Annotated in this window: 13 protein-coding genes; 1 reads left to right on the top strand and 12 read right to left on the bottom strand. The window is 42.8% G+C overall.

Annotation, left to right across the window (positions count from 1 at the left end):
* Positions 1 to 23 precede the first annotated feature (23 nt).
* The 4 genes from scfB to lepA form a co-directional block, all read right to left on the bottom strand.
* Positions 24 to 1412 (bottom strand): thioether cross-link-forming SCIFF peptide maturase, encoded by a 1389-nt coding sequence (scfB, locus tag BJR36_RS08780; RefSeq protein ID WP_091232899.1) that lies wholly within the window; start codon positions 1410 to 1412, stop codon positions 24 to 26.
* Positions 1413 to 1545: 133 nt separating this feature from the next.
* On the bottom strand, positions 1546 to 1695 hold the full coding sequence (gene scfA / locus BJR36_RS08775) for a six-cysteine ranthipeptide SCIFF (RefSeq protein ID WP_091232897.1): 150 nt from the start codon (positions 1693 to 1695) through the stop codon (positions 1546 to 1548).
* Between the two features lie 138 nt (positions 1696 to 1833).
* The gene (hemW, locus tag BJR36_RS08770; RefSeq protein WP_091232988.1) at positions 1834 to 3027 is read right to left on the bottom strand and encodes a radical SAM family heme chaperone HemW; all 1194 of its coding nucleotides are present in this window, start codon (positions 3025 to 3027) and stop codon (positions 1834 to 1836) included.
* Between the two features lie 116 nt (positions 3028 to 3143).
* Positions 3144 to 4958, bottom strand: a complete 1815-nt coding sequence (gene lepA / locus BJR36_RS08765; protein ID WP_091232894.1) for a translation elongation factor 4 — start codon at positions 4956 to 4958, stop codon at positions 3144 to 3146.
* A gap of 277 nt (positions 4959 to 5235) precedes the next feature.
* Here lepA and rpsT point away from each other — a divergent pair, with 277 nt between their 5' ends.
* Positions 5236 to 5499, top strand: coding sequence for a 30S ribosomal protein S20 (gene rpsT / locus BJR36_RS08760; protein ID WP_091232892.1), 264 nt, complete (start codon positions 5236 to 5238; stop codon positions 5497 to 5499).
* A 252-nt stretch (positions 5500 to 5751) separates the two neighbouring features.
* On the opposite strand, the gene holA is transcribed toward rpsT, so the two are convergent.
* The 8 genes from holA to BJR36_RS08720 form a co-directional block, all read right to left on the bottom strand.
* A complete protein-coding gene (holA, locus tag BJR36_RS08755; protein WP_091232890.1) occupies positions 5752 to 6747 on the bottom strand; it encodes a DNA polymerase III subunit delta in 996 nt (331 codons plus the stop codon).
* A gap of 71 nt (positions 6748 to 6818) precedes the next feature.
* Positions 6819 to 7646, bottom strand: coding sequence for an undecaprenyl-diphosphate phosphatase (locus tag BJR36_RS08750; protein WP_091232888.1), 828 nt, complete (start codon positions 7644 to 7646; stop codon positions 6819 to 6821).
* 111 nt (positions 7647 to 7757) lie between these two features.
* Positions 7758 to 8177 carry a hypothetical protein gene (locus BJR36_RS20270; protein ID WP_207648840.1) on the bottom strand — a complete coding sequence of 140 codons (420 nt, stop codon included), beginning with the start codon at positions 8175 to 8177 and terminating at the stop codon, positions 7758 to 7760.
* Between the two features lie 280 nt (positions 8178 to 8457).
* Entirely contained in the window at positions 8458 to 9162 is a 705-nt protein-coding gene (locus BJR36_RS08740) for an ATP-binding cassette domain-containing protein (RefSeq protein WP_091232882.1), read from the bottom strand.
* A gap of 67 nt (positions 9163 to 9229) precedes the next feature.
* Complete coding sequence (locus tag BJR36_RS08735) at positions 9230 to 11587, bottom strand: DNA internalization-related competence protein ComEC/Rec2 (RefSeq protein ID WP_091232880.1); 2358 nt, start codon at positions 11585 to 11587, stop codon at positions 9230 to 9232.
* Positions 11588 to 11668: 81 nt separating this feature from the next.
* On the bottom strand, positions 11669 to 12601 hold the full coding sequence (locus tag BJR36_RS08730; protein ID WP_091232878.1) for a GerMN domain-containing protein: 933 nt from the start codon (positions 12599 to 12601) through the stop codon (positions 11669 to 11671).
* A 10-nt stretch (positions 12602 to 12611) separates the two neighbouring features.
* Positions 12612 to 14078 carry a sensor histidine kinase gene (locus BJR36_RS08725; protein WP_091232876.1) on the bottom strand — a complete coding sequence of 489 codons (1467 nt, stop codon included), beginning with the start codon at positions 14076 to 14078 and terminating at the stop codon, positions 12612 to 12614.
* Positions 14035 to 14724, bottom strand: coding sequence for a response regulator transcription factor (locus BJR36_RS08720; RefSeq protein ID WP_091232873.1), 690 nt, complete (start codon positions 14722 to 14724; stop codon positions 14035 to 14037). Before BJR36_RS08720 ends, BJR36_RS08725 begins: the two co-directional genes overlap by 44 nt.
* Position 14725 lies beyond the last annotated feature (1 nt).

The raw sequence follows: 14725 nt of genomic DNA, 5'->3' as shown, positions 1-14725 counted from the left end.
CTTCTCCTTTTCGTATTATGCTATTATTCTGCTAATGCTGCTTTTATCATAATTGCGCACTCTACCCTCTTCCTCTGGAGCTCGCAACCGATGTCGTATGTATCTGTAATGGAATTGTGGAATTTATAGGAATTTGCCGCGCATCCGCCACTGCAGTAGAATTTTGCAAAGCAGTCCCTGCATTTTTCTTTTGCATATACATTACAGAGCTTAAATTCATCCCTGATTTCCGTATTGGTTATGCCGGTGTCCACATTCCCCATGAGGAATTTTTCTTCCCCTACAAACTGATGGCATGGGTAGAAATCCCCCCATGGAGTAACTGCAAGATACTCTGTTCCAGAACCACAGCCTGACAGACGTTTTGCGACGCATGGGCCCTGTTTAAGATCTATCATGAAATGGAAAAAGTTGAAGTCTTCTTCCTTTTTATGGCGTTCTATCATTTCCACGGCCAGTCTGTCATATTCTTCACAGATCTGCGGGATATCCTCTTTTTTGATTGCGTATGGTTCTGACTCTTCCGAAACAACCGGTTCAACCGAAATCTGTTTGAATCCTTCGTTTGCTAGATGGAGCACATCTTCTGCAAAATCAAGGTTATTATGGGTGAATGTACCCCTTACATAATAATCAGTCTGCTTGCGGCTTTCAGCTAGCTTTTTGAATTTCGGAAGTATCAGGTCATAGCTTCCCTGGCCTTTTCGGAAAGGCCTCATATGATCATGAACCTCTTTTCTTCCATCAATACTGAGAACGACATTTGCCATTTCGCGGTTGGCGAAATCCATGACTTCATCATTCAGAAGAACGCCGTTCGTAGTCAGGGTAAACCTGAACTTCTTGTTATGCAGCGCTTCCTGCTCACGGCCGTATCGAACAAGGTCTTTGACAACCTGCCAGTTCATCAGGGGTTCGCCTCCAAAAAAGTCAACCTCAAGATTTCTTCTGTTTCCTGAATTTGCAATCAGGAAATCAAGCGCCTTCTTACCAACCTCGTAAGTCATAAGCGCCCTGCGGCCGTGGTATTCTCCCTCTTCCGCAAAGCAGTATCTGCAAGCCAGGTTACAGTCGTGGGCTATATGCAGGCAGAGAGCCTTGACCACAGTCTCCCTTTTTTTGAAATCCGTAATATAATCCCTGTATATATCTTTCGTAAAAAGCTGTTCTGCCTCTGTAAGTTCCTGGATATCGGCTAAAGCTTCTTTGATTTCTTCTTCTGTGTATATTTCACTCAGCTGGCTGACGATGGTGCCCTCGGCTTCTCCGATTTTTTCAGCTGACATATTCTCTTCATCTATTGCTTTAAGCTGTGAAATCACATCATAGACAAGATCGTCTACTACATGAACTCCTCCGCTGTTAACGTCTAAAACAATATTAATACCATTATTTTTATACTGATGAACCACTATAGTTCCCCTTTCATTTCCTATCAATCAAAAAAATACCCGATTTAAATTTATCGAGTATCACAAAGATTTCAATAAACATTTCCTGTTCATGCGATAAATAAGCAGCGACAAAGTCGCTGCTTACGGCTGATTAACGATTGTTGCTATTTTCACAGCTCTGGTTTCCAACTGTGCATGAAGTTTTACAAGCTGACTGGCATGAAGTCTGGCATTCGCCACATCCGCCTTTTTTCATTGTATTTTTCAAGCTCTGTGTATTCAATGTTTTGATATGTTTCATATTCACTACCTCCTTATGTTCATTAACTTTGAACATTATACCATATATGACTATTTTTTCAAAGTATTTTTTATACAGCGGCTGCCCGCTTCAGAGGTTTGCCTCTTCAGTGCCAAAAGTCATCGTCCTGAACCTTAATCAGTCAAGAAGAAACTGCGCAAGCACATAATTGCTCAAATCCATTCCTTTCCCGGTAAGGCATATCCTGCCGGGCTTTCGGCTATACCCCTTCAGCAGTCCTTCTTTTTCAAGCTTCTCACAGATTTTACCATAGACGGCCTCAAATTTCCCAGAAAACACTCTGTCAAACTCTTCCTTGTCAATCCCTTCAGTAGTCCGCAGGCCCAGGAACATGAATTCCTCCATCTGCTCCTGTACGGAAAGGTTCTGCGTCGCCTTGTGTATACTGTCCGGACTCCCGCAGTTTTCAATATACTCCGGAATGCTTTCCGTATTGCTGAACCTGACATTGTCGATCAGGGATGCAGCGCCCGTTCCAAGGCCAAGGTAATCCTTCCGGCGCCAATAGCCCATGTTGTGCCTGCAGATGAAACCTTCCTTTGCATAATTGGATATCTCATACTGGCAATACCCCCTGGCTTCCAGAAACCGCTTCGTAAGTTCATACATTCCGCGTTCCTCTTCCTCGGAAGGCAGCGGCGGGCAATTCCTTCCTTCTTTGTCCTGAAACCATTCATAAAAAGGAGTCCCTTCCTCAATGATCAGGCTGTAGGCCGAAATATGGGCAGGATCCAGATCCGCTATCCTCTCCAGCGTCTTGGCCCATAATTCCGGCGTCTGCCCCGGAAGTGCCGACATGAGGTCCACATTTATATTGGAGAATCCGCACTTTTCAGCCATTCGGTATCCCTCAAGGAATTCCTCGTAGGTATGGATTCTGCCAAGCAGCTTAAGTTCTTCATTTTCCGTGGACTGCAGTCCCATGCTTATCCGGTTGATGCCTGCCTCACGGTATATCATCAGCTTTTTTTCCGTAATCGTCCCCGGATTCGCCTCTATTGTGACCTCCGGACTCTCATCAAATTCAAAGACTTCCTTCAGTTTTTCCATGACCGCCTTTATTTTCAGCGGAGCCGCAATTGAGGGGGTCCCTCCTCCGAAAAACACAGTATCAACAAAGAAGCGGCTGCCGAGATTCCTGTTCCCCTCTATTTCCTTCACCAGCGCATCCATGTACGTATTTATAGTACCCTCATCAGCCGGCCCTGACAGGAAATCACAATAGCTGCACTTACTGATGCAAAACGGTATATGAATGTATATTCCGAGAGGCTTTTTTAAACCTGATGCTTTGCTTATAGCCTTATTCATAATCTTCAGACTTTCCTTTCTTTTGTGCTGCCTCGGTGTACAGGCATATGCCAAAGTCCACGGATTCAGGTCTTCCCTGTCTCCATGGACTTTATAGGTCAGTTCATATGCCAGTGCTATTTTTCGTCCAGCTTCAGGACGCTCATGAAGGCTTTCTGCGGAATTTCGACATTGCCGACCTGCCTCATTCTCTTCTTTCCTTCTTTCTGCTTTTCAAGAAGCTTTCTCTTTCTTGAAATATCGCCGCCGTAACATTTTGCAAGCACATCTTTTCTCATAGCCTTGACTGTTTCTCTTGCGATTACCTTGCTTCCAACAGCTGCCTGTATCGGAACTTCGAAAAGATGTCTTGGAATTTCGTCTTTCAGCTTTTCACACATTTTCCTGCCTCTTTCATAAGCAGTCGATCCATGCACGATAAACGAAAGGGCATCCACTTCTTCCTTATTGATCAGGATGTCAAGTTTAACAAGTTCTGATCTTTCATATCCCTTCATTTCATAATCGAAGGATGCATATCCCCTGGATCTTGATTTGAGCGCATCGAAGAAATCGTAGATGATTTCATTTAATGGCAGCTCGTATCTCAGTACAGCTCTGGTTTCCTCCATGTATTCCATTCCGAGGTAAACCCCTCTTCTCTCCTGACATAAATCCATGATCTGTCCGATAAATTCTGTTGTCACCATAATTTCGGCGCTTACAATCGGTTCTTCCATATAGTCGATTTCCGAAGGGTCCGGAAGATTTGAAGGATTTGTAAGTTCTACCACTTCTCCATTTGTCTTATATACCTTATAGATAACACCTGGCGCTGTTGTTACAATATCAAGATTGTACTCCCTCTCAAGCCTCTCCTGAATGATTTCAAGATGGAGAAGTCCCAGGAATCCGCATCGGAAACCAAAACCAAGGGCGATTGATGTTTCAGGTTCGAACTGGAGAGATGCATCGTTAAGCTGGAGCTTTTCAAGGGCATCCCTCAGATCCGGATATTTAGCTCCGTCCGCAGGGTACATACCACAGTAAACCATTGGGTTTACCTTTTTGTAGCCGGGCAGCGGCGCTTTGCATGGATTCAGCGCATCCGTGACCGTATCGCCGACAGAGGTATCCTTCACGTTCTTCAGGCTGGCTGTTATATACCCAACCATTCCGGCGCTGAGCTCTTCACAAGGAATAAACTGGCCTGCTCCGAAATATCCTATTTCCACAACATCTGCCACTGCGCCTGTTGCCATCATCTTAATCTTTGTTCCTTTTCTGACCCGGCCTTCTTTGATGCGGCAGAATACAATAACGCCTTTGTAGGAATCATAAAGGGAGTCGAAAATAAGGGCCTGCAGAGGTGCGTCCGGATTTCCAACAGGCGCCGGAATCTTTGCAACAATCTGCTCAAGCACCTGCTCGATATTGATTCCCGCTTTTGCTGAAATAAGAGGCGCATCCTGTGCCTCGATTCCGATCACATCCTCAATTTCTTCAATTACCCTCTGCGGGTCCGCACTCGGAAGGTCAATTTTGTTGATAACAGGTATAACGTCCAGATCGTGGTCCAACGCAAGATATACGTTTGCAAGAGTCTGCGCTTCAATTCCCTGAGCCGCATCGACTACCAGAACAGCTCCGTCACATGCTGCAAGGCTTCTCGATACTTCATAGTTGAAATCCACGTGACCCGGCGTATCGATAAGATTAAATACATATTCTTCCCCGTCCTGGGCCTTGTATACGATACGCACCGCCTGCGCCTTAATTGTAATTCCTCTTTCCCTCTCGAGATCCATGTTGTCAAGGACCTGGGCCTGCATTTCTCTGCTTGTAAGGAGCCCTGTTTTTTCGATTATTCTGTCAGCCAATGTTGATTTTCCATGATCTATATGTGCAATGATGCAAAAATTCCTGATTTTACTCTGCTCTATTCCGGACATATTTTTCCTCCTGAGGTGTACTCAAATTTTCAATAAAATTATCTGATGTATTATAGCACAGTCGGGCTCTTCCTTGCAATCTATCCTATATTTTTTTGCAAAAAAACCTTAAACTTTCTATTGACATCGGAGCCTGTTTCATCTAATATATAGTGGTATGTTTACATTAGATCGTCCGTGTCCGGCTTTAATGTAGCTGCTTACAGAACATAGAACCGCAATGGGAGATTTAGAATATCCGTTGCATTAATTTAAAATAATTTTGGAGGTGTCCACATTGGCTAACATTAAATCTGCTAAAAAAAGAATCTTAGTTAACGAAACAAAGGCTGCTAGAAACAAAGCAATCAAATCAAAGGTAAAAACTTCTATCAAGAAAGTTGACGCTGCAGTAGTTGCAAACGACAAAGATCTTGCTAAAGAAATGCTTAGAAACGCAATTTCTGAACTTGACAAAGCAACAACTAAAGGTGTTTACCACAAAAATACTACATCAAGAAAAATTTCTCGTTTAACTAAAGCTGTTAACAGCATCGCTTAATTAACGGAATTCATAAAGATAATAAGTCCCAGGCCGATACCGTCATGTCAGCCTGGGACCTTTTTCATGTAAGCAACAAGCCAAAAACAAAAAATCATGCCACGCATCCTTCTGCTCGCAGAAAAGGTTGCATGGCATGATTTTTTGTCGTGGGCGACTGCCCACGACCCCTCGGAACTGAGTAGCAGTTCTAATGGGTGTTTGGCTGTCCCTTCCGGACCGCACAGCAGTTCTAAGAAGTGTTTGGCAATTCTAGTGTGTATTTGCCTGCTTCCCGCTATATTTCACAATAATAAGCTCCACGCTTATCAGATCATTTATCTTTCCTGTCTTTACATCCTGTTCAGTCTGGACACAGTCCTCGACTGCCTCCTTCAATATTTCCATACTGAAATTCCTGGCCTGAACCATATATTTTCCGGCAATAAATCCGGGAAGCCCCATTTTTTGTCCCAAAGAATCCCTGCTGTATCCCAGACGCATAAGATCCTTTGCCTGCATCAAAAGATTAAACTGTCTGGCAATCAGAAATAAAATTTTCATAGGTGGCTCTTTGAGGGCCAGCAAATCGTAATAAAGATCCAGCGCCTCTTTCTGCTTACGTTCTGTAATAAAATTGATCATATCGAAGATACGGTTTTCCGTAATGGTTATGCAGACCTCCTCAACATCATCATCCGTAATCACATCCCTGTCAAGAGTATAGCATATCAGCTTTTCCAGTTCCTTGTCGATATTTTCCATATCAGCACCCGTTTTGTTCAGAAGGCTCATCATGGTATTCTCAGTGATCCTCTTATTCTCGCCCTTGAGTTTTCCCAGAATCCAGCTTATAAGCATTTTCTCATTCTGCCTGCCCAGTTCGGTAACCCGGCCGATGTCCTTCACAGCCTTGAACAGACGGCTTCTTTTGTCGATTTCGCTTTCCACAAATATAAAATAAGATGTTTCAGGAAGTTCTTTCAAATAATCAGCAAGTTCCTGGCCTTCACCCTTGAAAAGCCCGCTGTTCTCAACGACAATAAGCCTCCTGTCCGCAAAAAACGGCATCGTCTCCGAAAGATCGATAATTTCCTTTACATTTATCTTTTTCCCTTCAAAATACCCGTAATTCATCGTATCTCCAGGTTCAACAAGCGCTTTTACCAGTTTTTCCTTGTACTGCCTTTTCAGATATGCCTCTTCGCCATAAAGCAGATAGATCTGTTTGAAATTACCGGTTTTTAAATCCTCATTTATGCTTTTCATCAGGACTTATCTGCTCCTTTTCATTTTTTCGAATCATTTTTTCGAGTCACTTTTACGTAGCTGTTCAGACGCTAAATGTTCTGAATCAGGAAATATCCCAGCACGATGACGCCCAGTACAATCCTGTAATATCCGAATACCGCAAAATTATGCTTCTTTATGTATCCCACGAGGAATTTGATTGCAAATACAGATACCGCAAATGCAACGCCCATTCCCAGAACCAGGGTGAACACCTCGGGACCGGTGAACGCAAACCCGAACTTGATCAGTTTCAAAAAGCTCAAGCCGAACATTACCGGAATTGCAAGGAAAAATGTGAATTCAGCTGCTACATTCCTTGACGTTCCTATAAGGATACCGCCAAGTATCGTCGCCCCGGACCTGGATGTTCCCGGGATTATCGAAAGGACCTGGAAAAGGCCGATGCAGAAAGCCATCCCGAATGACATGCTTCTGAGGGTATTGACCTTCGGAATCCTGTCCTTGTTTCTTTTTTCAATGATTATGAATAATATTCCATATAAGATAAGGGTGATGGCAACCGTTATGTAATTATTGAATTTTGCTTCAATATAGTCATCAAACAGGATGCCTACCACACCGCCCGGAATGCATGCGACTACAATCTTTAACCACAGTATCATTATATTTTTCTTTACTACAGGTTTTCCCTTTAAGCTGAAAGGAAAAAGCTTATTCCAGTAAAGGACAACGACGGCCAGAATGGCCCCCAGCTGTATGACTACCAGAAACATCTCCTTAAATTCTTCGCTTGTATTTAATTTAATGAATTCGTCCACAAGAATCATATGGCCGGTGCTGCTGATCGGCAGCCATTCTGTAATTCCTTCAACAATTCCAAGCAAAATTACTTTTAAAATTTCTATAAATTCCATTTTGTTTTCCGCCTCGTTCCTGAAATTTTTACCGCTGCCGGTTTACGACACACGGTACCTGAATATTATAACATTGTTTTACAATTTTACAACTTGCTATTGCATGAAATTTCAGATCAGGTTTTCAAATTCAAAGCGTTTTGGCGCATTCATTTTTTGCAGGATCTGATAGGATATTAAAGAGCCGGCAACACCAAGAATTCCCATACCAATTAGGAGAAATCCGTAACCCGGGATAGTTGTCACTTCCCCAAAAACCTTATTATAAAGAGCAAATGTCTTATTATCCGGCACCAGATTTACAATTCCAAGGGTGATTCCCGTAACCAAAATACTGATTCCTGCAAAAACCATATACCAGGTTCTGGTTTTTCGAACCAGGGCAAGAGGAAGCATGGCAACTGTCATCAAAAAGTAATACAGAATATAAAAAACTGCATTTACTAAAATGTTGTATATCTCTCTGGTTTTCGGGAAATCACTCAGTTTGAAATCATGAAATGAAAACCCAAAAAATATTATTAAATACAAAAGCCAAAGAAACATAAGAAAAATAAAATTAGCAGCGAGTATCATCAGTGCATGATGTATCTGCTCCCTTGATGTAAACGGAAGATCCTTTGTAAACTGCGGCAAATTCAGCATTAAAGAGGAAAATGACACATATATGCCCGCTGTAATAAAAAACGGAAAAATCATGGGCCCATTGAACAGATCACCATGCATTTTATTAGATATAAACGAAAGTACAATTGCTGCTACCCACCATTTTGAAACGCCTTTAGAACTTGTATTATTAAGGCTGTATAGTTTATTTAACCAGAATATTTTTTTCATTAATGAGCGCCTTTCTGTCTGTTTCTGTATTGTTTTTTGAATTGTAATCTGCCTTTACAATTTTTCCCTTGTCAATAAAAATAAGATAATCCACTATCTGATCGAAATCTTCAGTACTGCTGGAAGTAATAAGTACTGAGTTTTGTCCGTCTTTAACAAAGTCCTGAAGGATATCCCATATGGTATTTCTGTCAGCAGGTTCTAAATCCATTGTGGGTTCATCCAAAATCAGAATCTGGGGATGCCTTGACAGTGCTACAATCAGTTCGAATTTGCGCTTCATGTCAGGCAAAAATTTGACAATAGCATGTTTGTAAGAAAGATCAAATTTATCCATATAGCTACAAAACAAATCCGAATCAAAATCCTGTATGCAGGATTTGGCTCTTTTTAAAAATTGTTTAGGTGTTAATTGGGTATTGAAACAGACCACATCATAAACAAACCCCAGTTTTCTCTTGATACCTGCTTCATCTTCCCAGAACAGGCGTCCATCATATAGAATTGTTCCTGATTTTCGGATAAGGTTATTTGCAATAATATGTATAAGAGTGGTTTTTCCAGCTCCATCAGGTCCGACAAGACTTGTAATACAACCCTTTGGAACCTCAAAACTAATATTTTCCAGTGAAAATCCTTTTACTGAATAGTTTACATTTTTCAGGATCAGTGAAGACATAAAAACCTCCTTTTATTTGATTTAATTTTTAACATTATTGTAATTATATGGTAATTTTTGTCCACTGTCAATATTTTAAAAACCTTTCTACCTTCATACTACTTCCGTCCATTCTTATTGTGATCTGTCCACAATCAGGTGTTGTCATAATCTCCACCTCCATACTCTTTATTCTATCCAGCACTTCCTGATGCGGATGACCAAATCTGTTTCCTTCCCCACAGGATATAACTGCAATCTCGGGGGTTACTGCTTCTATAAATTCCTGACTGGTTGAAAATTTCGAGCCATGATGGGCTACTTTTAAAAGATCATAGTCCCTCATGAGGCCTGACTCCAGAATCAGTTTTTCCCCGTCAGCCTCCAGGTCGCCGGTAAGCAGCATGTCGAATCCGCCACAGCTCACATCCAGAACCGTAGAATAGGAATTTCTCGATGAAGCTGGAAACTCCGCAGTCGGGTGCAGGCATTTGATTGTGAAATCTCCGTTTCTTATTTCGGTACCTTTCCTGATGTATTTTACCTTGACGCCGTTGGCTTGTGCAAGGCTTACAAGCCCGAGATATGCCTCATCCTTCAGCGATGTATCAGGCATCAGCAGACAGCGTACCCTGATTCCGTTCTCATCCGATTCTTCCAGAATCTCCTTCAGACCGCTTATATGGTCCTCATCAGCATGTGTGACGATCGCGTAATCGATGACGCCGGTACCGTTATATTTCAAAAATGGAATGATTCTGTATGTTCCGACTTCCTTCACACCTGTACTTCCTCCGTCCACAAGAATATGCAGTCCTTCCGGCGTTTCAATATAGATTCCGTCTCCCTGGCCAACGTCCAGAAAAGTGGCTGAGAACCCCTCATTTCTCTGGAATGCGATTACCAGGATAAGCAACGGCAGTATTGCAAGGCATTTTCTTCCCCATTTCCGCTTCACTCCTGCAATAAAAACTGCCAGGAGGCAGTAGTAGAGCCAGAGCTGCCACTTCTCCGGACGGCCGGTCACATGTAGCGCATGGGGCAGAGACATGAAAACACTGCAAGCTTTTTCGCAGAACAGAAGAATATAGTGGCAGGGTGCCGCAAATAATACTGCCACAGGAATGCTCACGTTCCCTGCTATTCCGCAGAGTATACCGGAAATCAGAACAATGGACATAGGCGGTATGATCAGGATGTTCAATAAAATTGAGTATACTGGAAGTTCATAATAGTAATAGGCAAGTATTGGAATTGTCACGACATTGATGCCGATGCTTGCCGACAAGGTACGGATAACGATATTCTTTTTCGAAGCAGCATTTTCAATTGCCGGAGCTACCACCATGATGCCCGCAACTGCTCCGAAGGACAGAAGGAATCCCGGATTATACAGATAACGCGGATTTTCAAAAAGCAGCAGAAAAGCAGAAAGGGACATGGCCGTTATCACGTCATAACTCCTGCCCCACATCTGGGCCGCCACTCCGATGGAAAACATGAGCACGGCGCGGAATGATGAGATTCCCAGACCTGTCATGATGCCGTAGCTGATCACGCAGAAAATACACAGGCAGCCTGCCTTTTTGAACGAAAGCCCAAGCCTGCGAAGAAGATTGTAGAGCACCATGCCAATGAGGGAAATATGTTGTCCCGAAATTGACAGAATATGCACAATTCCACTTTTCTGATACAGCTCTTCTATGCTCCGGTCAAGCTCCGATTTGTCCCCTAATATCATTGTCTTCATGATTGACGCATCCTGTTCCCCAAGGGTCATTTCAAAAGACCTTTCCAGCCTTTCCCTGACTTTCTGAAGCGTCTCCCTGTAGCTGCTATAAGTTTCGTCGACAACTTCCGCTCTTGAAACATCAACCTTGTAATCGATTTTCATCGCACGATAATAAGAAGCGGCATCAAACTGCCCCTCATTTCCTGCACTGTCCCAATTTTTAACTGTTCCTTCTGCTTTGATTGTATTCCCGATTAGAAAATGTTCATCGGTATCGAAATATAAAATAATCTGACCAGCCCTGTACCCTTTCGAGCCGGCTGCTATAGAAGTGTTTTTAATATATACGAGATTTTTTCCATTCTTTATTTCTCTTTTATAAACTTTTCCTGTTACTGCTACCGCCCTGTTTTCCTCAATACATTCACCGGCTCCCCCCACGGCTGACATATTTCCATCCCCTGGGGACGCCCAGGCCTCTGCACCTATTGCATCCGGCCATCCCGCATCCTGCCATGTGTATGCCATTCCTCCAATGGCCATGATTGGAAGAATCAGCAAAAAGGGACTATCCAGTCTTTTCCGGATTTCCGGAACCATAAAGGCTGTTGCCGATACGAGAATAGCTGCAACGCCCATACGTAATGGAAATCCTGCCAAAAAGATTCCGGTGATGAATGCCAGGAAGACGGCAGCCAGCGGCCGTTTTCTCATACAAATCCCTCCCCTGGCCTGCCTCTATATTTTTCTTGATCACTTTTATGACTGTTCAGGATTTTTCCCTTCATAGTCCCATCATTTTTCTTCTTCCGTCAACACTTCGCTTTTCTCAATGATATCAAGGTTTCTTTCATATGTCTTATTAAGAAATTCCTTCTCAGCCTTTCCGTTTACGACAATCTGAACCTTGCTTATTCCAGGCACTTCCGAAAGGGTGTTTACGACTGAATATACCGGAATTTTCTCCATTCCTTCTATTGATGTTTTCAGGAACGCCTCATTGAAATTCACATAGCAGATGTTGTCCACAACAGAAGCGCTTATCAGTTCGGTATCCTCCGAAAGAGTCGGATAAGAACCTTCTTTTTGGGGACCCTTGATCAGCTCCTCAATAATCGCCTTTTCGAGAGGCGTACTGCTGTCGTAGGAAACCTTCCTTGTCTCTTCTACAAGCTTGTCTCCCGTCTTATTCGCAAAATACAGGGTCAATTCCTGACTATGCCTGGACTGAAGATCCCGGCTTATGTCCTCGATGAAGTTATCGGCTGTGAGAACTCCTACCGGCTGGTCGTTAGAATTCCTGAGTGGCTGATCGTTGATGTAGATCGATATGCACTCCACCCCTGGGATCTGGGTGAATGTCTTTACAAGCGCCGCGCGGCAGAGTATTTCCTCAACCCTGTCCATCATGGCATAGGTGCTGTCGAAGCTGATATATAGAACTTTCTCCTCCATACGCTGGCTGACGACTATCACTTCTTCAGGCAGTGCTTTTTTGATTCCTACTTCCTCTGGATCTTTTTTCAGTGCTTCGATAAATTCCGCAACCATTTCCTCCGTTGTAGAAGTTTCCGGCTCATAGGCCTCCGTCACAATCTTAGTACCTTCTTTGTTTATGTAATACAGAGAATATTCTGATTCTTCCTCTTTCTTGTCTGAGCCGCCGCAACCGCAGAACAGAATCATCACTGTTAAAAAAAGAAGTCCTTTACTTATCCTTTGAAACATGCTTTCCTCCTTACGCAATGTAGTTGAGCGGCACTCTGATTGTAAACGTCGTGCCCTCCCCTTCCTTGCTGTATACCCTTATTGCCCCGCGATGCATAAGAATTGCATTCCTTGTAATGGATAACCCCAGACCTGTGCCTCCGATTTCCCTGGAATGGGATTTGTCGACACGATAGAATCTTTCGAATATATGCTCAAGAGATTCATCTGGTATCCCTATGCCCGAATCTGCCACCTTCACATAAAAGTATTTGTGGTCTGCGTTCAGATAAATCCTTACCCAGCCATTTTCCACATTATACTTGATTGCATTCTCAACGAGATTTGAAATGGCAAGGGTAAGCTTAACCTCATCGACTTCGGCCGTCACGGGCCTGAAGCTTTCGAATACAAGCTCGATATTCCTCTTTGCCGCAATTGGACGGAGCCTCTTGAGTATAAGTTCAAGAAGGTCATTGATATTCATTGCCTTTATGTTAAGATCTGCCGCAGTCTTATCCATCTTGACAAGGGAGAGAAGGTCATTGATGATTTTATTTTCCCTGTCTATCTCCTCTGTAATATCTGTCATGAATTCCTTATATAATTCAACCGGCGCCTCCTCCTGCATAAGCAGGGAATCTGCCAGAACTTTCATGGATGTAAGAGGGGTCTTCAATTCATGGGACACATTTGAAACAAATTCCTGTCTTGAAGCATCAATCGCCCTTATTTTTCCGAGTATTTTATTGAAGGCTTCTGAAATGAGCTGGGTCTCTGTATAGTCAGAAACCGAAAAACTTTCATTCCCATACCCGTCTGAAAGTTCTTCTATTGACTGGGTGATCCTTCCGAAAGGCTTTACAAGTGCTGCAGAAAAGAATATGCTCAACACCACCAGTACAAGCATCAGTGCAGCCATCAGTATTGTTGCCTTATTTTCTATGACTTCATGGTTTGTTGCCAGACCCTCCGTAGAAATGATACTGAGTATTGCGCCGTTTATATTCTTGCTGTCGGGATCCTTTATCGGTGCAACGATTTCTATGTACCCTTTTTTCGCATCATACCTGACCGTACTCTCGCCTTTGAAGCACTTGATGATATCTTCTGAAACAATTGTTTTGGACTCCGCATCGGTATAAGTATCCTTGATTATCTTAAAATTGTCATCAATAACAAGAATGCGCCCCGCATAGATATTGGACAGCTGTTCCAGTTCTGCATTGACAGTCTCCTGCTGCGGGTTGTCCATGTAATTCAGATCGATCAGCTTCCTGGAAATAATATTGTACTGATTCTGCACCTCGATCGTCTTTGCAGAAACCGCATATTTCTCATAACTGCTCATTATTCCAAACTCCAGAATGATGCAGGGAATAACGCCCATTGTCAACAGAATAATCAGGATTTTGAACCTGAGGCTCCTGAAAAACCTTTTCTTAATTTTGTTCCTAATCCTGGAAATAGTAACCAACTCCCCATTTCGTATGAACATATTTTGGTTCGCTTGGATTTACTTCGATCTTTTCCCTCAGCCTTCGAATATGTACATCCACGGTCCTTACATCACCCGGATAATCATATCCCCATACTATATTCAATAAATTTTCTCTGCTGTATACCTTGTTCGGATTGAACACAAGCAGTTCCAGTACGTCGAATTCCTTTGCTGTCAGATTAATTTCCTTGCCATTTATATACACACGCCTGCTTTCACAGTCCAGCTTCAACTCCCCGACCACAGCAATTTTGCTGTTTTCCGGAGCTTTCTCCTTCTTATTCGTACGCCTCATGATTGCCTTGATCCTGGCTTTGACCTCCAGAATATTAAAAGGCTTTGTAATATAATCATCTGCTCCATATTCAAGCCCGAGTATCTTATCCATATCGTCGCCTTTTGCTGTCAGCATTACGATCGGCATCGATGAAAATTCCCGGATCTGCTGGCAGACTTCAAATCCATTCAGCTTAGGAAGCATCACATCAAGAAGGACGATATCATATTCCTTCTCTTTCGCCATATTAAGGGCTTCCTCTCCGTCATAAGCACAGTCTACTTCCATTCCGTCCTGTTCAAGACTAAAACGTATTCCTTTTACAATTAATTTTTCGTCATCTACGACCAGTACTCTCTTTCCCATG

It is taken from the genome of Anaerobium acetethylicum (assembly GCF_900096945.1).
GTDB classification, from domain to species: Bacteria; Bacillota; Clostridia; order Lachnospirales; family Lachnospiraceae; genus Anaerobium; species Anaerobium acetethylicum.
The sequence above is the reverse complement of the archived record's forward strand: the minus strand, read 5'-3'. Positions and strand labels throughout refer to the sequence as shown.